The sequence below is a fragment of the Pseudomonas sp. NBRC 111123 genome, from assembly GCF_001320205.1.
GTDB classification, from domain to species: Bacteria; Pseudomonadota; Gammaproteobacteria; order Pseudomonadales; family Pseudomonadaceae; genus Aquipseudomonas; species Aquipseudomonas putida_J.
Window position 1 is genome coordinate 13,541 of record NZ_BCAZ01000051.1, and the last position, 21,098, is coordinate 34,638.

Sequence of the window (21,098 nt, forward strand, 5' to 3'; positions counted from 1 at the left end):
ATTAGCGACGGGTCATCCGCTTGCATGAAATCCCGCTTTGATGCCATAACCAGACTGCTGCACAGATGCCTCATCTCGCCGTATCACGGTTACCCGTTCAATGGGAGAAGACAATGAAGCTCTTTTACACGCCAGGTGCCTGTTCACTCTCGCCGCACATCGTCCTTAACGAACTGGACCTGCCCTACACCGTCGAAAAAGTCGACCTCAAGACCCACACCACTGCCAGCGGCGCGGATTTCTACACGCTCAATGCCAAGGGCTACGTGCCAGCCCTGCAACTGGATAGCGGTGAAGTCCTCACCGAGGGCCCGGCCATCATCCAGTACCTCGCCGATCAGAAACCCCAGGCCAACCTGCTGCCCCCTGCGGGCTCGCTGGAGCGCGCGCGGGTGCAGGAATGGCTGAACTTCATCGGCACCGAGGTGCACAAGACCCTCGCCGCCCTGTTCAACCCGAGCATCACCCCAGAGGCCAAGAGCAAGACCATCGACACCTTCGGCAAACGCCTGGGCGTTGTGGAAAAGGCACTGCAAGGCAAGGACTACCTGACCGGCAAGGCCTTCAGCGTGGCCGACGCCTACCTGTTCACCATCGTCAACTGGGCGCCCATGCTAGGTATTGACCTCTCGCCCTGGCCAACGGTGGTGCAGTTCCAGAAGCGCGTCGCCAGCCGACCGGCCGTGCAGAAGACCTTGCAGGCTGAAGGCTTGATCTGACCTGTGCCGGCCCTGTGGGAGCCGCACTTGCCGGCGATCGAGGGGGAAGCCCTCGCATGCTGCCTGTAAGTCTCTCGAACATGCGCAGATCCTGGGGCCGCGCTGCGGCCCATCGCCGGCCAGCGCGGCGCCCAACCGGCTCAGTGCAGGATTGAAGGCTGGTGATCATCCCGTGAGCGTTTGGCTTGCCGGCGATGAGGCCGGCACCGGCAACAGCGCGCTGGATCAGTGTACGGCTTGGGTCGAAAGCGATTGTTCGTGACTGGCATCTATGGACCCTTGGTAGATACCTGGCGATCTGGGCCACTTCGCCGGGCCGATGTGTAAGACCAGGATAGGCATCTTCATGCACCACACGGTTTCTATACTTCGCTGATCGCCAGCCCTGCCAGGAGCCACCCAGCATGCCTCCCGTTCATGACGCCGCCCAGACCGGATTTTCTCGCCAGGCACAGACCTACACCCAGGGCCGGCCAACCTACCCCGAAGCGTTATCCTCCTGGCTGCGGCAGGTGATCATGATCGACGGGCACACCCGTGTGGTCGATGTTGGCGCCGGCACCGGCAAGTTCACCCGCCTGCTGCTACCGCTGACTGATCGACTGGTTGCCGTCGAGCCCATCGATGCGATGCGCCAGGAATTCGCCAAGTGTGTGCCCGGTATCGAGGTGCTTGCCGGAACAGCCCAGGCATTGCCTTTGCCCGCTGCCAGCGCAGACGTGGTGCTGTGCGCCCAGGCCTTCCACTGGTTCGCAGACGCCCAGGCACTGGCAGAAATCCATCGGGTGCTCACGCCTGGCGGGCGCCTGGGGCTTGTGTGGAACGTACGGGACGCGTCGGTCGATTGGGTCGCGGCGATTACCCGAATCATCACCCCTTACGAGGGTGATACGCCGCGCTTTCACACAGGTCATTGGCGCGATGCGTTCGACGGCTCAGGTTTTTCGGCACCGGAACTGACATGCTTCGAGCACACTCACCGCGGTAGCGCCGAAACGGTGATCATGGACCGTTTTCTGTCGGTCAGTTTCATCGCCAGCCTGCCGCCTGCGGACAAGGCCGAGGTTACCCGGCAACTGCGCGAACTGATCCAGACGCATCCGGCGCTACGGGGCCAGCAAACCATCGCGTTTCCCTACCAGACCCACGCGTACCTCTGCCATCGGCTTGGCTGAAGGTGAGTTCAGAACGACTTCCACGGCGAAATGGCTCAGATAAATCAGCCAATCATGTCCACAATTCAGTGCCCTATGAACGAGATGGCTTCCACCGTGCCGGGGATGTGATCAAGTCGGTCGCCCAGCAGATCGCCACGGCTTCGGAGCAACAGAGCGTTGTGGCCGAGGAGATCAATCGCAGCGTGCTCAACGTTCGCGACGTGTCCGAGCAGGCGGCGACTGCCGGCGAGGAAACCGCCGCATCCAGTGTCAAGCTGGCCCGGCTGGGTGCGGGCCTGCAAGTACTGGTGGGTAATTTCAAACGTTAAGCGTAGCCAGTGGCCCGTGCAGGTTGTGGCTGCATGGGCCAGCGGCTGCTCGTAACATCACGCCGCCCAGGTTTCATGCAGATGACGCCATAAAACGCGATCTCCTTGGCGGCTGAACAAGGCGGTCGAGATCCGTGCCTTCGCGTCCTGGCCGGGCTGGCGGTGTGTCTCCTGATAGCGGATCACTGCGCCCTCCGGCCATTGCGCCAATGTTTCCAGCTCGGTCAGCTCGATGGTCAAGCCTGGCTGGCCACCCGCTCGTTTTGCGAACAGGGTTGCCACATCCTGCAGGCATACCTGAACACCGGTGGGCGTGATCATGGAGAAGTCCTGGGTGAATCGCTCGATCATCGCCTCAACCTGGCCTTCGCCTCTGGCGAACAGCGCCTCGATCAGTACGTGCAGGTCGATGACTTCGTGTAGGTAAGGGTTCATGGCATTCCAGTCCTGGGTTGATTGCCTTATGCAACGGGGATTCTACAGGCAAGGAACAGCCCGCATTCAGAAATGCATGAATCCATAGGCACTGAAACCATCAAACGTTCAAACTGCTCCAGAACGTCTCGGCAGAGGTATTGATAGGCGCAGTGGGACGCGTGAGGTTTATATCCAGAGGAATATCCCAGCGCTCATCGAGCGCTCTGATCAGCCTGCCATCAAGGACTTCCTGCTCAGTCAGGCTTTTGGGTAGCCACGCGATGCCTTTGCCTTCCAGGGCCATGGACGTCAAGACGGCGGCCAGATGGCTGCTGAAGTGAGGCTTGAGCTGGAGGTACTCATCCTTTCCTTGCAAGCGATGCCTGACGATCCGCCCAAGGCCCGACTCTTCCGTGTAGGCAAGATAGGGCATGGACGTTTCTTCGCTTTCAAGAGCAAGTGCCGGGCTTGCAAGAGGAACGAGAATATCGTCACCGACCTTTTTGCTGATGTACTGGTCATGGGGTAGCTGAGGTGGCACTTCAGGGTGACGGTGACAGAGCAGGAACTGCACTTGCCCATGTACCAGCATCTGTTCACAGCTGGCCATACTGTCAGAGTGAAGCCGGATGGCTTCAATCGGCGCTCCGCGCTCGGCCGCTCTGATCCACCGCGGGAAGAAGGTAAAGGACAGCGAATGAGTCGCGGCAAATTGCAGGACCTTGGCTGCCTTCCCGGCAAGCTCCTGGGCCTCTGAACGGATTCGATAAATCCGGCTCACCTCGTCCAGAACACTCGGCAGAATGTGCTTCCCCGCCTCGGTCAAGTTGGCGCCTTGCGGCGTGCGGGTGAACAGTTCAACGCCTATCCAGCTCTCGAACGACCTGATCCTGCGGCTAAAAGCAGGCTGGGTTACATGGCGCGCATCGGCGGCTCGAACGAAGCTGCCGTTCTCTGCCAGGGCGATGAAATCCTCAAGCCAGACCAGTTCCATGGGCAATGCCGTTTCAGCATGGGGGCCTGCATTAATAGCATTGGGCGGACCTCGTTGCCAGGCTTAATTTGAAGCCCTCAACAACAAGAGGAGCGCATCATGCGTATCGTCGACATCCGCGAAAAGACCGTTTCCATTGCCTCGCCAATTGCCAACGCCTATATCGATTTTTCCAAGATGACCTGCTCTGTCGTAGCGGTGGTGACTGATGTCATCCGTGATGGCAAGCCAGTGATTGGCTACGGTTTCAACTCCAATGGTCGCTATGGTCAAGGCGCGCTGATGCGTGATCGCTTCCTGGCTCGAATCACTGAAGCTGACCCAGAGTCGTTGATCGACAAGGAACACAACAACCTCGATCCGTTCGCCATCTGGAAAACCCTGATGGCCAACGAGAAGCCGGGAGGCCACGGCGAGCGCTCGGTTGCCGTCGGTACCATCGACATGGCGGTATGGGATGCCGTCGCGAAGATCGAAGGCAAGCCGCTTTATCGCCTGCTGGCCGACCGCTACCGTGGCGGCAAAGCCGACGACAAGGTCTGGGTGTACGCCGCCGGTGGCTATTACTACCCAGGCAAGGACGACACCAAGCTGCAAGACGAGATGCGCGGTTACCTGGACCGCGGTTATGACGTCGTCAAGATGAAGATCGGTGCCGCCCCCCTGGCCGATGACATCCGCCGCATCGAAGCCGTCATCAAAGTCGTTGGCGATGGTCGTCGCCTGGCAGTCGACGCCAACGGCCGCTTCGATCAGCAAACCGCTATTGCCTATGCCGAAGCCCTCAAGCCCTACAACCTGTTCTGGTACGAAGAGGCAGGCGACCCGCTGGATTACGCACTGCAGGCCGAGCTGGCCAAGCACTACGACCTGCCAATGGCGACCGGGGAAAACCTGTTCTCGCACCAGGACGCTCGCAACCTGCTGCGCCATGGCGGCATGCGCCCGGACCGTGACTACGTGCAGTTCGACTGTGCCCTGTCGTACGGGCTGGTTGAATACATGCGCACGCTCAACGTCATGGAAGAAATGGGCTGGTCCTCTCGCCGCGTCGTTCCCCACGGCGGCCATCAGATGTCGCTGAACATCGCAGCAGGCCTGCACCTGGGCGGCAACGAGTCCTACCCGGATGTGTTCCAGCCTTTCGGTGGCTTCGCCGATGGCATCCGCGTCGAGAACGGCTATGTGGGCCTGCCGGATATCCCAGGCGTCGGTTTCGAAGCGAAATCTGCACTGTACAACGTGATGCGCGAGCTGGGCGAAGGCTGATGCAAGCCAGCAGCTGCCTTGTGTTGCAAGGCAGCTGCGTTACAAGCGTCGTACATCGACGCCTGACCACACAGCCGATCACAACAATAAAATGAGGTGCGCTCGTGGAAACGTCCAAATCCCGCTGGTATGGCCAGCTCTATGTCCAGGTACTGATTGGCATCGTGATCGGTGGCTTGGTCGGCTACCTGGAGCCGGATATCGGTACAAAGCTGCAGCCCTTCGCCGATGGCTTCATCAAGCTTATCAAGATGCTGTTGGCGCCCATCATCTTCGGCACCGTAGTCGTTGGCATTGCGAAAATGGGCGACATCAAGGAAGTCGGCCGCATAGGCGTCAAAGCGTTAATCTATTTTGAAATCCTGTCCACGATTGCCTTGGTCATCGGCCTGGTGGTTGTCAACATCGTCAAGCCAGGCGTTGGCATGAACATCAACCCGAGCACCCTCGATGGCAGTGCCATCGGGAAGTACAGCCAGGCGGCTCAGGAACAGGGCGGCACCGTTGATTTCTTGCTGAACATCATCCCCAGCACCTTCGTCGATGCCTTTGCCAAGGGCTCCATGCTCCAGGTGATTCTGTTGTCGGTACTGATGGGCGTAGCGCTGGTTCAGATGGGGCCAACCAGTAAACCCCTGATCAACGTCATTGACCTTTTCCTGCATGGCCTGTTCAAGATCGTCGCCATGGTCATGCGGCTTGCCCCTCTCGGCGCGGGGGCGGGCATGGCGTTTACCATCGGCAAATATGGCGTGGGCACGCTGCTGTCGCTGGGGCAATTGCTCGTTGCGCTTTACATGACCACCCTGGTGTTCATCGTCGTCATTCTGGGAACTGTCGCGCGCTGGTCTGGCTTGCCGCTTATGCAGTTTCTGCGCTACTTCAAGGATGAAATCCTGGTCACGCTGGGCACCTGTTCGACCGAGGCCGTGTTGCCACGGATGATGGCAAAACTTGAAAAACTGGGCTGCAAGAAATCCGTCGTGGGGATGGTTCTGCCTACTGGCTACACCTTCAATGCCGATGGCACCTGTATCTACCTGACCATGGCCGCGATCTTCGTTGCCCAGGCAACCAACACGCCTCTTTCGCTCATGGATCAGATGATCTTGCTAGGCGTGCTGCTGCTCACCTCCAAAGGCTCGGCTGGGGTTGCGGGGGCCGGGTTCATCACGCTGGCTGCCACGCTGACCACCCTTCACTCGATCCCACTGGTTGGTCTGGTCCTACTGCTCGGCATAGACCGCTTCCTCAATGAAGCCCGGGCAGTCACCAACCTGATTGGCAACGGTATCGGCACCATCGCCATTGCCAAATGGGACAAGGCGTTCGACGTCGAAACTGCCAAACGTGAAGTCGCCGCGTTGAAGCAGGAGAAAAACGAAAACAAGACCAAACCGTACGCCCTACAAGAGTAAGCGCATCGCCGCTGCCAGCTGCGCGCTCGCGCGCGGCTGGCACTGCGTTTTTGCCTCCGGCTGACCGCACCTCAAAGCCGCACCCTCAATCCAGTCATCAAGGTCATACCGGGTCATGAAGAAAACGATTGTCGCATTCAGCCGCGTTCACCCGAGCCTGTTCGCACCTTTCGCCAACCCGTTCAACCTCATTGGGCAGTACAAACCGTCGGCCCTGGATCCCTCTCGTCATGAAATGAAAATTCGCTGACGTGCGATGTGAAGTGGCCGCTGCCACGGCTGCCATAGAGTCGGTGCACAACAAGACCGTGCCCGGAATCACGAGAGCAGCCATGAGCAGATCCACCCGAACGAGCGACACCGCTACCCCGCAAGCGCCCGCATCCGGCCGAAACCGTCGCACGCGCAAGCGGGACGACCTGCCGGAAGACTCTCCGTATCAAGCGCTGATCGACGCCGCAGCCAACCAGACCCTGGCGGCCAACCCGCTGGTCAGCATGCGCCCGGCCGACCTGGCCGGTTGGGCCGGCTGCCTGCTCAAGGCCGTGGGCAAGTCGCCGCTCAAGGCTGGCGCCCATGTAGGGGGTTACCTGAAGGCGCTGGGCGGCATCGTCGGTGGCCATTCCGGCATCGCGCCAGACCCGAAGGACAAGCGCTTTGCCGATCCGGCCTGGCAGTCCAATGCCTTCTTGCGCGCACTGCTGCAAAGCTACCTGGCCGGCCAGAGTGAGCTGACCCGCTTCATCGAGACCAGCGACCTTGCCCCAATGGAAAAGAACCGTGCCCGGTTCATTGCGGCACTGCTGGCCGATGCCCTGGCCCCCAGCAACTCACCGCTGACCAACCCGGCGGCGCTGCGCAAGCTGGTGGACACTGGTGGCATGAGCCTGGCTAAGGGCATCGGCCAGTTCGGCCAGGACATCCTGCATAACCGCGGCCTGCCGAGGCAGGTCGACAGCACACCGTTCAAGGTTGGGGAAAACATCGCCACGGCCAAGGGCGAAGTGGTGTTTCGCAACGAGATGTTCGAGCTGCTGCAGTTCGCCGCCACCACCGCAAATGTCCATGCCAGGCCACTGGTGATGTCGCCACCGCAAATCAACAAGTACTACGCCATCGACCTGTCGCCGGAAAAAAGCCTGATCAAGTGGATTCAGGACAGCGGGGTAACCCTGTTTGTCATCAGTTGGCGCAACCCCACCCGCGAGCATCGCGACTGGGGCCTGGCCGATTACGCGCTGTGCCTGGACCAGGCGGTGGACGTGGCGCGCAGCATCACCCGCAGCCCGGATGTGAACATGTGGGGCTCCTGCTCGGGCGGTATCACCCTGGCCGCCTACCTGGGCTGGCTGGCGGCGCGTGGCGAGGGCCACAAGGTGGCCAATACCAGCTGGGCGGTGTGCGTGCTCGACATGCCCTCGGCGTTGGGCGACACCACCCTGGGGCTGTTCAACACCCCTTCGGCCCTGCGCGCGGCCAAAGCCTGCTCGCGGCGCAAAGGTGTGCTGAGCGGCCAGGACATGGCGCGCATGTTCGCCTGGATGCGCCCGAACGACCTGATCTGGAGCTACTGGGTCAACAACTACCTGCTGGGCAACAAACCGCCGGCTTTCGACATCCTGGCCTGGAACAACGACACCACGCGGCTACCGGCCCAGCTGCACGCTGACTACCTCGACCTGATCCAGCAGAACCCCTACACCCACCCGGGTACCCTGCAGATTGCCGGCGAGTCGATCGACATGACCCAGGTGCAGGTGGGCGCCTATGTGATTGGCGGTACCACCGACCACATCACCCCCTGGCAGGGCTGCTACCGCACTGCCCGGCTGTTTGGCGCAGACACCACCTACGTGCTGTCCAACGCCGGCCACTTGCAGAGCCTGGTAAACCCGCCGGGTAACCCGAAATCGTTCTTCTACGCCGCACCGGCCGACGTCGAGGCCCCGGAAACCTGGCTGCAGAGCGCCGGGGATCGCCAGCAAGGTAGTTGGTGGCCGCACTGGCGCGAATGGATCGGCCAGCGTTCGGGCGACAGCCGGGCTGCACCGAAGAAACCCGGTTCGCGCAAGTACCCGCCCCTGTGCCCCGCACCTGGCTCCTATGTCATGGCGCGTTGAGTCAACGCCTGCAGTCGCGAAGGGCCGTTGACGGTGAGGGTGCATGAGCAGCAATGAACCTTCGTGGCGTTCGCGGCTCAGTTGTGCAGAGCACGCTTGCGACTTCGACAAAGGATTGCCATGCCCCATGCACCCGTCACCACCCTCCCCGCGATGCGCGTAGAACGTGAACTGAGCCTGCGGGCGGTGCTCACTGGGGCGCTGTTGGGCATCTTGCTCACGCCGTCGAATGTGTATGCGGGGCTGAAGATCGGCTGGTCCTTCAACATGTCGATCATTGCCTTGCTGATCGGTTTCGCCCTGTGGCAAGGGCTCGCGGGGCGCAGGGAAAACCGGCCTGCGTGGACATTGCACGAAAGCAACATCAACCAGACCGTGGCCTCGGCCGCCGCCTCCATCGTCTCTGGCGGGCTGGTCGCGCCGATTCCCGCCTATACCCTGCTTACCGGTCACCAACTGGACCCGGTGCCGATGATGGCCTGGGTGTTCTCGGTAAGTTTTCTGGGCATCTGGATCGCCTGGTATCTGCGCCCTGCCCTGCTCAACGACCATGGCCTGAAATTCCCCGAGGGCATGGCGACCCTGGAAACACTGCAGCAAATCTATAACCACGGGCGCGAAGCCATGGCGCGGATCAAGGTGCTGTGCAGCGCCGCGCTGTTGTCCGGGCTGGTGAAGTGGATCGACGGCTTCGTCTGGGCGATACCGCGCTGGGCGCCCACACCTGCTCTTGAGCGCCTGACCTTCACGCTCGACCCTTCGCTGATGCTGATCGGCTTCGGCAGCATCATCGGCATACGTGTAGGCCTGACGCTGCTGATCGGCGCCGCGTTGGCCTGGGGCGGGCTGGCGCCGTGGTTGATCGAACATGCCCTGGTGGTGCTTGCCCCGGACGCCAGCGGCCCACAGTTCGCCGCACTGGTGGAATGGCTGTTGTGGCCGGGTGTAAGCCTGATGGTGTGTGCGACCCTGACTTCGTTGATAGTTCGACTTTTCCAGGTACCCCGGCGCTCCCCCGCCAACCTGCGCGTGCCGCGCGCCAGGGTGCGATTCACCCCATGGCCTGCGTCGGGGCTGCTGTTGTCCATCGTGCTGATCGTGACCCTGCAAGCCCTGTTGTTCGGGATCGACGGGTGGATGGCGCTGCTGAGCATTCCTTTGGCAGTGTGCCTTGCCGTGGTCGCCGCACGCGTGGTCGGCGCCACCGGCATCGCACCGATTGGTGCCATCGGCAAGCTGTCGCAGCTCAGCTTCGGCCTGATTGCGCCGGGGCAAGTGGCGATCAACCTGATGAGCGCCAACACGGCCGGTGGCGCGGCCGGGCAGTCCACCGACCTGATGAACGACTTCAAGGTAGGCCTGGCGATCGGTGCGACGGCACACAAGCAGCTGATTGCGCAATGCATCGGGATCTTCATCGGCAGCGTGGTCGGGGTGCTGGTGTATCGGGTGCTGATTCCCGACCCGCAGGCCTTGCTGCTCACCGAGCAGTGGCCGGCACCGGCCGCAGCGACCTGGAAGGCGGTGGCGCAGACATTGACCCAAGGGTTGGGGGCGCTGCCGCTGGCGTTGCGCTGGGCGATTGTGGCCGGCAGCGGGGTTGGCGTGCTGCTGGGCGCGCTGGACAGCCTGCTGCCGCAGCGCGCGGCGCGCTGGTTGCCGAGTACGGCAGCGCTGGGGTTGGCGTTCATCCTGCCGGCGTCGATCAGCCTGATGATGGGGCTGGGGGCGGTGGTGACCTGGCTGGTCAGTTGCCGGTGGCCGAGCGTTACCGAGCGGTTTGCGATCACTGCGGCGGCAGGGTTGATTGCCGGGGAAAGCATCATGGGGGTGGGGGCATCGTTCTGGGAGATGCTGCGCACGTTGTAGGCCGACAGATGCCAGTGATGCCATCACACTGGCGGTGCGGATTGAACTCGCGACTCAGCACTCAGCGCCCGTTTCAACACTTCGTAAATTTTGCCGTCGCTCGATTGGGCAACGTTGAAACGCAGGAAATCCCCCGCCGTCATGGACTGGCTGAACGCATTGCCGGGCGCCAGCAACACACCTTCAGTCAGGCAGGCTCTGGCCAGCGTGGCTGCATCCTTGCCTTGAGGGAGTTGGCACCAGAGGTACATACCTGCCTGGGGAATCCTCCAGGGCTTGATACCAATGGCTTGAAGCTTCGCTACCGTACTGTCCATTGCCTCGGCCAACCGCAGGCGAACACTCTCCAGGTGCTTTCGGTACCCGCTATCAGTGATGGCTTGATGGATGATATCCGCAGCCAAGCGCCCAGCCCCGAATGTGGTCGCAATCTTCAGGTCGACCAGGCTCTCGATCCATTCACGCCGCGCGGCGATGTAGCCACACCGTATCGACGCGGAGATGGTCTTGGAAAAGCTGCCTATCTGGATGACGCGGGAGAGGCCATCGAAGGCAGACAGCCTGGGCGCGGGCGTGTTCTCGAAATCCGCGAAGATGTCGTCCTCTACGATCACCAGGTCGGAGCTGTCGGCCAGCTTCAGCAGCCTGTGCGCCGTGACCGGAGACAGGGTGGCACCGGTCGGGTTGTGGATGCCGGAATTGGTCATGTACAACCTGGGGGAATGCTTGAGCAGGGCAGCGCCGAACGCCTCGATATCTGGGCCCGTCTGCGTGTAGGGTACGCCCACAATGTTCACCCGGTGTGCTTTCAGGATTGCGTGAAAGTTGAAGTAACAGGGGTCGTCGACCAGGACGGTGTCTCCCGGCTCCAGCAGAAACCGGCAAATCAGGTCGATGGCGTGGGTGCCGGAATCGGTGAGCATGATCTGCTCTGGAGCTGCATCGACCCCGATGCCCGCCAACCGTCGCGACAGGAACTGCCTGAGCGGCGGATGCCCAAGGGGTGAAGCGTACTCCGTCAGTTCCAAGGTGTCGGAACGGGCAGCGACGCGCAGCGCCTTACGCATGCCGGCTTCGTACATCCAGGATGCAGGTAGCCACCCACACCCAGGTTTCAGCGCATCGCTGGGCGTTTCAAGGGACTGGCGCGAGATCCACAATGGGTCGACTTCACGATCGAGCCTGGGGCCGAGTTCGGTCAGTGCCAGTGGCGCCACGGGCCCGGCCACGTAATAACCGGAGCCACGGCGTGAACTGAGTACACCCTCTGCCATCAACCGTTCATAAGCTTCGAGGACGGTGGAAACCGATACCTGCATGGTCTGCGCCATTGCCCGGACCGAAGGAATTCTTGCTCCTGGCGTGTAGGTTCGGGAGGTAATCCTGGACTGGACTTCACTCATTACGGTGCGGATCAGCGTTGCACTGCGTTTCATCGCGCCCTCAACTGTGCTGGGTTACTGTGCATAACAGTTCGGCCAAACTGTGTTGGATTGTACATGGCCTTGGTGAACCCGTCAGTGATGTACTGAACCCGGACTTTTCGAGGACTGGGCGATGGAAAAATCAACAAGCGGGTGGATCAACGGCTTCATTGGCGTCGCTATCTTCGCGGGCTCGTTGCCGGCCACCCGTGTGGCAGTAACAGCCTTTGAACCTACGTTTCTGACCTGTGCCAGGGCAACGATTGCCGCCCTGCTGGGTGCGCTGTTCCTGCTCGTGCTACGCCAGCCTCGCCCCAAACGTAGTGACTTGTGGTCATTGGCCATAACAGCGGCGGGCGTCGTTATCGGTTTCCCATTGCTGACAGCGCTGGCCCTGCAGCACGTCACTTCCGCTCATTCCATTGTCTTTGTCGGGCTGCTGCCACTGTGTACCGCTGGGTTTGCCGTGCTGCGGGGCGGCGAGCGGCCCCGGCCACTGTTCTGGTTGTTCTCGTTGATGGGTGCCGGAATCGTCGCGGGCTATGCATTGATCAATGGCGGCGAGGCGTCGGCGGTGGGCGATCTGCTGATGATGGCAGCGGTAGTCGTCTGTGGCTTGGGTTATGCGGAAGGGGCGCGTCTGTCGCGGACATTGGGGGGTTGGCAGGTGATCAGCTGGGCGTTGCTGGTGGCGTTGCCGCTGATGCTGCTACTGACCGTCACTCATCTTCCGGCGCCAGATGCCTTCGCCAAGGTCAGCGCCCCTGCGTGGTTCAGCCTTGGCTACGTTTCACTGTTCAGCATGCTGATCGGGTTTGTGTTCTGGTACCGGGGGCTGGTCCAGGGTGGCATTGCGGCGGTTGGCCAACTGCAACTCTTCCAGCCGTTCATGGGGCTTGGGCTGGCCGCGCTGCTGCTGCACGAGCAGGTCAGCTGGATGATGCTGGTGGTGACGCTGGGGGCTGTCATCTGTGTTGCCGGGGCCAAGAAATACGCCCTGTAGCGCTGAAAGCGGGTGATGTTCCTGTGGGAGCGGGCTTGCCCGCGAAGCAGGCTACGCGGCGGATGGCACCGGCTTTGCCGGTGTTCGCGGCGGTGCGGCGATCCGACAAGCCCGCTCCCACAGACCCGTGCCAATCAGAAGATGTGTGCAGATCTGAGCCGAATGATCGACTGCGCCATGTTGGTGCGAAAGTGTGATCTCTCCGGCTGAGCCTGCGTCTGAAACGCTACCCCCTGCCGTCGCCTGGGGGAGTGAGGACAGGGCCTTCCATGCAAACGCTGTTGAACGAGATTCTCGACGAAGTGCGCCCCTTGATCGGCAAGGGCAAAGTGGCTGACTACATTCCTGCGCTGGCCGACGTGCCGGCGCAGCAGCTGGGCATCGCCGTGTATGGCAACGATGGCAGTTACCATTGCGCAGGCGACGCCCAGGTACCGTTCTCGGTGCAGAGTATTTCCAAGGTGTTCAGCCTGGTCCAGGCGATCGGCCACTCCGGTGAAGCCATCTGGGAACGGCTTGGGCATGAGCCCTCGGGCCAGCCGTTCAATTCGCTGGTACAGCTGGAGTTCGAGCGCGGCCGCCCGCGCAATCCTTTTATCAATGCGGGCGCGCTGGTGATCTGCGACATCAACCAGTCGCGCTTCGCCGCCCCCACCCTGTCGATGCGCGATTTCGTGCGGCGGCTGTCGGGCAACCCGCACATTGCCATCGATGCCCGCGTTGCGGATTCGGAATACCAGTTCCGCGCGCGCAATGCGGCCATGGCTTACCTGATGCAGTCTTTTGGCAACTTCCATAACGAGGTCGAGACGGTGTTGCGCAGCTACTTCAGTTACTGCGCGCTCCAGATGAGCTGCCTGGACCTGGCCCGGGCCTTCTGTTTTCTGGCTAACGACGGGTTCTGCAAGCACAGCGGCGAGCAAATCCTCAGCCGGCGCCAGACCCAGCAGGTGAATTCGATCATGGCCACCAGCGGGCTGTATGACGAAGCGGGGAACTTCGCCTACCGCGTGGGCTTGCCAGGCAAGAGTGGCGTGGGCGGCGGGATCGTGGCGATCGTGCCGGGGCAATTCACCGTGTGCGTGTGGTCGCCGGAGCTGAATGCGGCGGGCAACTCCCTGGCGGGGATGGCAGCGCTCGAATTGCTGAGTTCACGGATTGGGTGGTCGGTGTTCTGAGCAGCAGCCAGACGGTCATGGCGGTTCGGCTTGAGGGGGCTATCGTTGCTTGTCTGGGCAACCGCTACCGATCGAGGGCAGAGCCATGAACACCCGTGATTTGCTCGAACAATTACTCCGGGCCGGCCAGGGTTCGCAAACGCAACAAGGCAGCGGCGGCCTTTCCTCGCAAGGCGGCCTTGGTGGCTTGCTGGGCGGGCTGCTTGGCGGCGCAAGCTCAGCTGGAGGTGGCAACGGCCTGGGTGGTCTGCTGGGCGGCCTGTTGGGTGGCAGTAGCGCTGGCGGCGCTGCGCAGGGGCGCCCGGCAGGTGGTATCAATTACGCTACCCTGGCGTCGTTGGGCATGATGGCGTTCCAGGCCTACCAGAGCTGGCAACGTAGCCAGGCGGCAGCGCCGCAACAGGCGGTGCGCACTGTCGATCAATTGTCCGGGCCCGAGGCGGAAGATCATAGCCACGCGATCCTGCGTGCGCTGATTGCCGCCGCCAAGGCTGATGGTCGTATCGACGAGCAGGAAGAACAGTTGATCTACGCGCAGATCAAACGGCAGACCAACGACCCGCAACTGCAGCAATGGCTGGATGAAGAAGTCAGCAAGCCGCTCGATGCTGGCGAGGTCGCGCGGTCGGCCAAGGACCCGGCCATGGCCGCGGAAATGTACCTGGCCAGCGTGATGCTGGTGGATGACCAGCAGGATGCAGAGCGGGCCTACCTTGACGAGCTGGCCAGTGCGCTGCAGATCGACCCGACATTGCAGGTGCACCTGGAGCAGCAGGCCAAGGGCGCTGTTTGACACCGCCATTGGGGCCAGAGGTGAACCATTGGGGCAAGAAGTGAACCATTGGGGCTAGAAGTGAACCATTGGGGCTAGAAGTGAACCATTGGGGCCAGAGGAGAACTTTGTGGGAGCGGGTTTACCCGCGAACACGGGCGAAGCCCGTGCCATCCTCCGCGTTGCCTGCTTCGCGGGTAAACCCGCTCCCACAGGATCCGCGCCGGCCAGTAAGAACGAGCAAGTCAGTACTTCAGATTTCTGATGCCCCATCTGCCCAATGACCGGGTATCTTCAGTACTTCGCGCAAGTAATCCAGTGCCCGCTGAAAGACGGGGTGGCAGTCCGCATAAGGGAGATCTTCGAGCGAAGCCCAGAAAAACTCGAACACGTGGCCGTGGTCATCCAGCGTCTGATGCGCCCACCGCTGGGGCAACGCTTGGTGAGTTCGGCACAGGTGAAACGACCACACTTGCCCCAGATGCCCGGCGACCCAGCACCCCAGGTCGCGCTCGATGGCGGCCCCCCTGATACCGGATTCCTCTTCCAGCTCACGCAACGCCGCCTCACCCGGCGTCTCGCCGTGCTCGATGGTGCCCTTCACCAATTGCGTGCCTGCAAGGGGATGCCGAAACAGCAGCAGCTTCGCTGGCGTCGTATTCGAAAGCACCACTGGGCATGATTTGTTTGGATGCATCACGCTCTCCTTACCTATTCGCGGACTCAGGCAGTCGACCGATACTACCGGGCCGGTTACGCTGGCGCTTCCCACCTGCACGGACGCACCCATGACAGACGCCTACCAAGGAAGCTGCTTATGCGCAGCAGTCGGTTTCGAGCTACTTACCCCGCCACAGGCAGTCAGTCATTGCTATTGCAGCCAGTGCCGCAAAGGCCATGGAGCCGCATTTGCTTCCTATGGCAGCGTCCCGCGCAACACGCTGCGTGTACTTCGCGGCGCCAACAGTATCAAGGCCTACGCCTCTTCACCGACGGCAGTGCGCGAGTTCTGCGTGGCGTGTGGCTCGACCTTGTTCTGGTCACGCTCTGAAGGTGAGTTTGCCGACTGGATTTCGATAGCGCTGGGCACGCTTGATACACCGTTTTTTCCGGAAAAGCAGGCGCATGTTCACGTCGATTGCGCAGCACCCTGGTACAAACCATTCAGCATTCGGTCTCAGGTCGACTGAGCGCTGTGGGGCGTTGGCAACTAACGCCCGCAGGAACATCACCCACGGTTTACTGGTTTATCCGCAGGTGGCCGAAATGGTTGCTGGTGACGATCGTGGCGCAGGCCGCTGTGGCAGTGATTGGGCTGCTGTCGATGTTCTGACCCGATGATCATTTCAGGCGAATGCGAGTGCTTGGCCTGAGTGAGCCAGGCAGGGTGGCGCTGCTCAGTTGGCAGGACGGGGCAAGGTTGAGCACCCTGCCCTGTCGTTCTGCGCGCCACGGCCCAAGCGCTCGCAAACTGCAAGGCGCGGGGCCGAGCAGGGCTGGGCTTAGTCCGCAGCCTGTTCCGCCGCGCTATCGGCGACCGGCGCTGGCGCAGCCGCTTTGGGCTTGGCACGGTTTTTACGGTCTTTGCCGCGCTGCCGCGAAGCTTGCTGCTTGGCATACAGCGCCTGGCCGGCGGTGACGATGCCAGCGGGCTGACCGTTCAAGTCCAGGCGCGGCGCGTTCTCTACCATGCAGGCCCAGTACCGGTTGCCGCGGCACCAGGTCGAGATGCCCAGCTTGAGCTGTTCGCTGGTGATGCCGAGCAGTTCCAGGTGTTGCTCGGCATCCTTGAAGATGCCCTCTTTGAGCGGCACCTTGGGGGCCGGGTTTACAGGGAACGCCAAGGGGAAATGCTTCTGCAATGGCCAGATCGCTTCCACCGCCGGGTCCACCTCACGCGCCTTTGCCTGTGGCGCGGGCTTGCGCTTGGCGGGGCGCGGCGGATTCTCGGCCTTTGTCTGCTGCTCTTTTTCAGACCGCAGGCGGTCACGTAACTCAGCTAGTTGTTCAAAACCCATCGTTAATTCACTGCTTCTACGTTGATTGCGTGGCGCAAGGATAAGCCATGCAGCGCCAGCGAGCAGCAGAAAGAGGACAAATCGCTGCTGTTTTTACTGAAATGGCATGACCACGCGCCCGTTCAAGCGCCACCCCGGAAGCAACTGACGCCCCAGGCGGTGATCTTGAACGGCAGGTGATAGTGCGCCTGTGCATCGCCAATACCGAAGCGGTACACCAGCTCGTCGATAAACGGAATGTCTGGCAACGGCGTACCCAACTGGCGTTAGAATTGCGCCACCTGCAGACGCACTTCATAGACGCCCACCCCGAACAGCGCGTTCATATCGGCCAGCCCCGCCCACTGCCCGCGCGCATCGATGACACCCTGCGCGATCGGCGCGCCGCCCGGCAACGCGATGCTCAGGCGCAGCCCTTGCGCGGCACGCCCGCTGGCGATGTCCACAACATGCACGGAGACGCCACCGTTCATGCCCAGAACCCCTGGTGCGCAGCTGCGGCCTCTTCTTCAAGCACCGGACCATGAACCTGCACGGCGCGCTGACCGCGCGCAAACACCTCGCGGCACGGCAGCGAGAAGGTGGGGTTTTCCGGGTGCGCACCGGTCAGCCCGAGCAGCGCGTGTTCCGACAACGCATACACCACCCGGCCAATACCGGTCCAGTACACCGCACCCGCGCACATGCAGCAGGGCTCGGCGCTGGTGTACAGGGTGCAGCCTGCCAGTTGCTCCGGGGTCAGCAGCTTGGCGGCGCGCGCCGCCGCGACCAGTTCGGCATGCTGGGTCGGGTCGCCCTCCGGGGGCATGGAGTTGTTGCCGGCACTGGCGATGATCTGGCCCTGGGCATCGGCGACGAGGGCGGCGAACGGGTGGCGGCCGTCGTTGCGCGACTGCTCGGACAGGCGGATCGACTCGCGCAGCAGGGCCAGGTCCATCTCGGACAGGTCAGCGCCGGAGCGGGTGAAGGTCATGGCTGTTACTCCTTGAACGGCGTTTGAAAGCGCGCCAGCTGGCGCGCGTGAGAATGCAGGTTCACTTGGCCAGGCTGGTATCGACGGCGTCCTGGCTGCCGGGTTCGGCTTCACGGTTGAGCAGCAGGTTGAGCAGGATGGCGCTGACAGCGGCAAGGAAGATCCCGCTTTCCAGCACCAGCTTCAGCGGGCCACTGACATGCTCGAACAGCGCCGGCATCGACATCGGCAACACACCGAGGCTGACCGACACCGCCACGACCAGGCCGTTGCGGGTGCCCTCGAAACGTACGCGGGCCAGTTCCTGGATGCCGGCCACCGTGGTCATGCCGAACATCACGATGGCGCAGCCACCGAGCACAGGCGTCGGCACGCTGGCGATCAGCGCACCCAACTTGGGAAACAACCCCATCAGCACCATGATGGCGCCCGCTGCCGCGACCACGAAGCGGCTCTTGACCCCGGAAAGCGCGATCAGGCCGGTGTTTTGCGTGAATGCGTTGTACGGAAAGCTATTGAACAGGCCGCCGAGCATGGTCGACAGGCCATCGGCGCGAAACGCGTTGCCCAAGGTGCGCTGGTCGGTGGGCTTGCCGGTCAGCTTGCCGATGGCCAGGCAGTTGCCGGTGGTTTCAGCCATGATCACCAGCATCGCCAACAGCATGATCAGCACGGGGGTGAAGGCGAACTGCGGGGCGCCGAAGGCCATTGGCGCGCTGAGCTCGAACCACGTGGCATCGGCCACCCGGCTGAAGTCGGCCATGCCACAGGCCACGGCCACCACGCTGCCGGCGATCAGCCCCAGGAGCACGCTGAGGTTGCCGATAAATCCACGAAACCGTGCGTGAATCACCAGCGTCATCGCCACCGTGGCCACGCCCAGCATCAGGTTGGCCGGTTTGCCGAAGTCCGCAGTGCCTGGCTGCCCTCCCCCGAGCCAGATGGCCGCAGCCGGCATCAGCGAAATGCCGATGACGGTGATCAGGCTGCCGATCACCACCGGCGGGAAAAACCGCAGCAGGCGGCTGAACAGCGGCGCGATGGCAACGGTGAGCGCACCGGCTGCGATCACTGCACCGAACACGTGAGGTAGCCCGAATTCCTTGCCGATCATGATCATCGGCGCCAAGGCAATGAACGAGCAGCCCTGGATCAGCGGCAAGCGGGCACCGAAGCGCCACAGCCCGAGGGTTTGCAGCAAGGTGGCAACCCCCGATGTGAGCAGGTTGGCATTGATCAGCGTGACCACCTGGGCCTGGGTCAGGCCCAGGGCGCTACCCAGGATCAGTGGCACGGCAACGGCACCGGCGTACATCACCAGCACATGCTGCAGGCCGAAGGTGAACAGCTGCCGCGCAGGCAGTACTTCATCCACGGGGTGGATAACAGGTTGGCTCATGTCGTGACTCTCCTCATGTGCGGCTCTTTTTATTGTTGAAGGCGCCCGGAGTGACATTCAGCGCAGGGAAGCAGGGGCAGCTGCCGCGATGTCGACGTGGAGAATCCTGCGAAATCAGCGATGGAGCAAATGATTAACCATCGTTACTATCGATGGATCGACGCGTAGAAAGGATCAGGCCATGCGCTTTTCTCTGGATCAGTTGCAGGTGTTCGTCAGCGCCGTGCAGGCCGGCTCGTTCTCTGCCGCTGCGCGGCGGCTGGGGCGTACCCAGTCGACGGTCAGCGCGGCCATCAGCAACCTGGAAACCGACCTGGGTGTGCAGCTGTTCGACCGCACCAGCCGTATCCCCGCCCTCACCGCCGCCGGACACAAGCTGTTGCTGCGCGCCGAGGGCATTCTTGAGCGCTGCTATGCCCTGGAGGGCAGCGCCGACAGCCTGGCGGGCCAGGTGGAAGCCGCGCTGACCTTGGCGATCGAGGTGCCTTATGGCCCGCTGATACCGCCGTTCAAAGACTTTGACGCGGCGTTTCCTTTCGTCGACCTGCTGATCCGCCACCCGCTGCACGGCGATGTCAGCGAGATGATCCTGACAGGCGAGGCCGACCTTGGGGTGAGCTTTGCCCAGCCCCACTACCCGCCAGAGCTTGCCTTCCAGCAGCTGGGCAAGCTGATCATGACCCACGTCTGCCACCCGCAGTTCCCCCTGGCCGGGCAGTGCCCGGTGAGCTTTGCCGACCTCAACGCCCATCGCCGGCTGGCCTTTTTCGCCCATGCCGACAAGCTGCCCAGCAGCGAATACCTGCGCGCCGGCCAGCTGTGGCGGGCGGAGAGTTACCTGGCGCTGGTGGAGATGGTGCGCGGGGGGCTTGGCTGGGCGACGCTGCCGCGCCAGCTGGTGCAGCACGCGTTGGCAAGCGGGCAACTGGTGGAGCTGCAGCTGGAGGCCTACCCCCACACCGACTGGCTGGTGGGGGTAGACCTGCTGTGGCACCGCAAGCGCCAGCCTGGGCCGGCGGCGCGCTACCTGCGCGAGTGCCTGCAACGCAGCAAGGTGTTCGAGCTGGACCGCATGGGCAGGTCCACGACCTTGTGAGGGGTGCCACTCAAGCTGCTTTGAGCTCCAGTGGCTTGCGCGGCTCGGCGCCCGAGCGCGTCAGCATGCCAGCGGGGATCGCCAGGATCAGCAAGCCACTGATGAACAGGCACAGGCCCAGCATTTCGCGCATTGGCTGGTCGGTGTTCTGATCAGGCGGGCGGGCCCTGTCAGCGGCAGCGGTCAAGCGACGTGTATATCCGAAAGCCCCAGAACCTGTGCCTGGGCCAGTATCTGCTCAGGGCTGGCATCGGCAGGGGGCATGACCAGGCTGTTCTCGCCATCGCCGAAGTGCAGCAGCATCAGGTGCATGGCCACCTCGTGCGTGGCCAGCCGAAGCTGCTTCAGTTCAAAGGTGTGAGTGGACGGCTGGCCATTGTGGCGGTAGCTAACGGTATACACAGGCATGAGCACCTCGAAGGCGGAGGAAGGGCTCAATACCTGACCAGCCGGACAAAAATTAATTCAGGTCCTTAGTCGAACGCGCCGTTGAGCACTTCATAGATGATGCCGGTGGCCACCGCGACGAGGATCAGGTCTGCGCCCGCCTGCATCCACTCATAACCGTCATAGTGAGGCAACTGCCCGAGCAGGCGACCATCGAGCTTCTTGGCAATACCTGGCGGCAGTGGCTTGCCACGCGCCAGGTTCTTCTGAATGCCGGGTGGCAATGCAGGGCTCGGGCTCCAGTAGCTGCGATGGCCGCCGAGAATGCCCAGCACATCGCCACGGTCGATGGAGGGCCCATTGTGCCAGTCGTTATTGCCGCCGCCCTGCTTGTGGCCGCCAGCATTGCCATGGCCTTGCCCCTGGCCTTTGCCATTACCAGGGTCGGCCAGGGTCGGGCCTGAGGCGAAGGCGATGGCTAGCGCGGTGATCACGGCGGTGACAACGGATGATCGGGCCACTTCTGGGCATCCTTGGCAGATGACGTTAGCAAAAC

24 protein-coding genes and 1 pseudogene are annotated in these 21,098 nt (G+C 62.2%); 13 read left to right on the forward strand and 12 right to left on the reverse strand.

The window, feature by feature from the left end:
- The first annotated feature begins 113 nt into the window (after nucleotides 1-113).
- From gstA to APH27_RS21445, 3 genes and pseudogenes are all read left to right on the forward strand, one after another.
- A complete protein-coding gene (gene gstA, locus APH27_RS21435; protein ID WP_027920471.1) occupies nucleotides 114-719 on the forward strand; it encodes a glutathione transferase GstA in 606 nt (201 codons plus the stop codon).
- Nucleotides 720-1,123: 404 nt separating this feature from the next.
- A complete protein-coding gene (locus APH27_RS21440) occupies nucleotides 1,124-1,894 on the forward strand; it encodes a class I SAM-dependent methyltransferase (protein ID WP_060485855.1) in 771 nt (256 codons plus the stop codon).
- Between the two features lie 119 nt (nucleotides 1,895-2,013).
- Nucleotides 2,014-2,205, forward strand: a pseudogene (locus APH27_RS21445) (methyl-accepting chemotaxis protein); the annotation flags it as partial.
- A gap of 57 nt (nucleotides 2,206-2,262) precedes the next feature.
- On the opposite strand, the gene APH27_RS21450 reads toward APH27_RS21445, so the two are convergent.
- Nucleotides 2,263-2,640: a hypothetical protein gene (locus tag APH27_RS21450; RefSeq protein WP_060485857.1), complete on the reverse strand. Its 378-nt coding sequence runs from the start codon at nucleotides 2,638-2,640 to the stop codon at nucleotides 2,263-2,265.
- A gap of 100 nt (nucleotides 2,641-2,740) precedes the next feature.
- Nucleotides 2,741-3,616 carry a LysR family transcriptional regulator gene (locus tag APH27_RS21455; protein ID WP_060485858.1) on the reverse strand — a complete coding sequence of 292 codons (876 nt, stop codon included), beginning with the start codon at nucleotides 3,614-3,616 and terminating at the stop codon, nucleotides 2,741-2,743.
- 99 nt (nucleotides 3,617-3,715) lie between these two features.
- Between APH27_RS21455 and APH27_RS21460 the strand changes: the two genes are divergently transcribed.
- From APH27_RS21460 to APH27_RS21475, 5 genes are all read left to right on the forward strand, one after another.
- Nucleotides 3,716-4,885, forward strand: a complete 1,170-nt coding sequence (locus tag APH27_RS21460; protein ID WP_060485859.1) for a mandelate racemase/muconate lactonizing enzyme family protein — start codon at nucleotides 3,716-3,718, stop codon at nucleotides 4,883-4,885.
- 104 nt (nucleotides 4,886-4,989) lie between these two features.
- Nucleotides 4,990-6,303 carry a C4-dicarboxylate transporter DctA gene (gene dctA / locus APH27_RS21465; protein WP_060485860.1) on the forward strand — a complete coding sequence of 438 codons (1,314 nt, stop codon included), beginning with the start codon at nucleotides 4,990-4,992 and terminating at the stop codon, nucleotides 6,301-6,303.
- Nucleotides 6,304-6,418: 115 nt separating this feature from the next.
- Nucleotides 6,419-6,553: a hypothetical protein gene (locus APH27_RS26950; RefSeq protein WP_256250675.1), complete on the forward strand. Its 135-nt coding sequence runs from the start codon at nucleotides 6,419-6,421 to the stop codon at nucleotides 6,551-6,553.
- A gap of 82 nt (nucleotides 6,554-6,635) precedes the next feature.
- Nucleotides 6,636-8,423, forward strand: coding sequence for an alpha/beta fold hydrolase (locus APH27_RS21470; protein WP_060485861.1), 1,788 nt, complete (start codon nucleotides 6,636-6,638; stop codon nucleotides 8,421-8,423).
- Nucleotides 8,424-8,543: 120 nt separating this feature from the next.
- Entirely contained in the window at nucleotides 8,544-10,292 is a 1,749-nt protein-coding gene (locus tag APH27_RS21475; protein WP_060485862.1) for an OPT family oligopeptide transporter, read from the forward strand.
- A gap of 23 nt (nucleotides 10,293-10,315) precedes the next feature.
- Here APH27_RS21475 and APH27_RS21480 read toward each other — a convergent pair whose 3' ends face one another.
- Nucleotides 10,316-11,728 (reverse strand): PLP-dependent aminotransferase family protein, encoded by a 1,413-nt coding sequence (locus tag APH27_RS21480; RefSeq protein WP_060485863.1) that lies wholly within the window; start codon nucleotides 11,726-11,728, stop codon nucleotides 10,316-10,318.
- Between the two features lie 121 nt (nucleotides 11,729-11,849).
- Between APH27_RS21480 and APH27_RS21485 the strand changes: the two genes are divergently transcribed.
- From APH27_RS21485 to APH27_RS21495, 3 genes are all read left to right on the forward strand, one after another.
- Entirely contained in the window at nucleotides 11,850-12,719 is an 870-nt protein-coding gene (locus APH27_RS21485; RefSeq protein WP_060485864.1) for a DMT family transporter, read from the forward strand.
- Between the two features lie 269 nt (nucleotides 12,720-12,988).
- The gene (glsB, locus tag APH27_RS21490) at nucleotides 12,989-13,897 is read left to right on the forward strand and encodes a glutaminase B (protein ID WP_027920482.1); all 909 of its coding nucleotides are present in this window, start codon (nucleotides 12,989-12,991) and stop codon (nucleotides 13,895-13,897) included.
- A gap of 85 nt (nucleotides 13,898-13,982) precedes the next feature.
- The gene (locus APH27_RS21495) at nucleotides 13,983-14,690 is read left to right on the forward strand and encodes a tellurite resistance TerB family protein (protein ID WP_060485865.1); all 708 of its coding nucleotides are present in this window, start codon (nucleotides 13,983-13,985) and stop codon (nucleotides 14,688-14,690) included.
- A gap of 232 nt (nucleotides 14,691-14,922) precedes the next feature.
- On the opposite strand, the gene APH27_RS21500 is transcribed toward APH27_RS21495, so the two are convergent.
- Entirely contained in the window at nucleotides 14,923-15,366 is a 444-nt protein-coding gene (locus tag APH27_RS21500; RefSeq protein WP_060485866.1) for an NUDIX domain-containing protein, read from the reverse strand.
- Between the two features lie 91 nt (nucleotides 15,367-15,457).
- On the opposite strand from APH27_RS21500, the gene APH27_RS26175 reads away from it, so the two are divergent.
- A complete protein-coding gene (locus APH27_RS26175; protein ID WP_082435231.1) occupies nucleotides 15,458-15,859 on the forward strand; it encodes a GFA family protein in 402 nt (133 codons plus the stop codon).
- A 312-nt stretch (nucleotides 15,860-16,171) separates the two neighbouring features.
- Here the strand turns inward: APH27_RS26175 and APH27_RS21505 are convergent, their stop codons facing one another.
- From APH27_RS21505 to APH27_RS21520, 5 genes are all read right to left on the reverse strand, one after another.
- Nucleotides 16,172-16,687, reverse strand: a complete 516-nt coding sequence (locus APH27_RS21505) for a ProQ/FinO family protein (protein ID WP_060485867.1) — start codon at nucleotides 16,685-16,687, stop codon at nucleotides 16,172-16,174.
- 122 nt (nucleotides 16,688-16,809) lie between these two features.
- On the reverse strand, nucleotides 16,810-16,935 hold the full coding sequence (locus tag APH27_RS26955) for a hydroxyisourate hydrolase (protein WP_256250678.1): 126 nt from the start codon (nucleotides 16,933-16,935) through the stop codon (nucleotides 16,810-16,812).
- A gap of 18 nt (nucleotides 16,936-16,953) precedes the next feature.
- The gene (locus APH27_RS26650) at nucleotides 16,954-17,160 is read right to left on the reverse strand and encodes a hypothetical protein (RefSeq protein WP_177331703.1); all 207 of its coding nucleotides are present in this window, start codon (nucleotides 17,158-17,160) and stop codon (nucleotides 16,954-16,956) included.
- A complete protein-coding gene (locus tag APH27_RS21515) occupies nucleotides 17,157-17,660 on the reverse strand; it encodes a nucleoside deaminase (protein ID WP_027920487.1) in 504 nt (167 codons plus the stop codon). The genes APH27_RS26650 and APH27_RS21515 overlap by 4 nt, the downstream gene beginning before the upstream one ends.
- A gap of 61 nt (nucleotides 17,661-17,721) precedes the next feature.
- Entirely contained in the window at nucleotides 17,722-19,059 is a 1,338-nt protein-coding gene (locus tag APH27_RS21520; RefSeq protein WP_060485868.1) for a nucleobase:cation symporter-2 family protein, read from the reverse strand.
- A 181-nt stretch (nucleotides 19,060-19,240) separates the two neighbouring features.
- On the opposite strand from APH27_RS21520, the gene APH27_RS21525 reads away from it, so the two are divergent.
- Nucleotides 19,241-20,155, forward strand: a complete 915-nt coding sequence (locus tag APH27_RS21525) for a LysR family transcriptional regulator (protein WP_027920489.1) — start codon at nucleotides 19,241-19,243, stop codon at nucleotides 20,153-20,155.
- 10 nt (nucleotides 20,156-20,165) lie between these two features.
- Here APH27_RS21525 and APH27_RS26960 read toward each other — a convergent pair whose 3' ends face one another.
- The 3 genes from APH27_RS26960 to APH27_RS21535 all read right to left on the reverse strand — a co-directional run bounded on the left by APH27_RS26960 (nucleotide 20,166) and on the right by APH27_RS21535 (nucleotide 21,063).
- Nucleotides 20,166-20,288, reverse strand: a complete 123-nt coding sequence (locus tag APH27_RS26960; protein WP_256250680.1) for a hypothetical protein — start codon at nucleotides 20,286-20,288, stop codon at nucleotides 20,166-20,168.
- Nucleotides 20,289-20,338: 50 nt separating this feature from the next.
- Complete coding sequence (locus tag APH27_RS21530; protein ID WP_027920490.1) at nucleotides 20,339-20,563, reverse strand: hypothetical protein; 225 nt, start codon at nucleotides 20,561-20,563, stop codon at nucleotides 20,339-20,341.
- A gap of 65 nt (nucleotides 20,564-20,628) precedes the next feature.
- Complete coding sequence (locus APH27_RS21535) at nucleotides 20,629-21,063, reverse strand: anti-virulence regulator CigR family protein (protein WP_027920491.1); 435 nt, start codon at nucleotides 21,061-21,063, stop codon at nucleotides 20,629-20,631.
- Nucleotides 21,064-21,098: the final 35 nt, after the last annotated feature.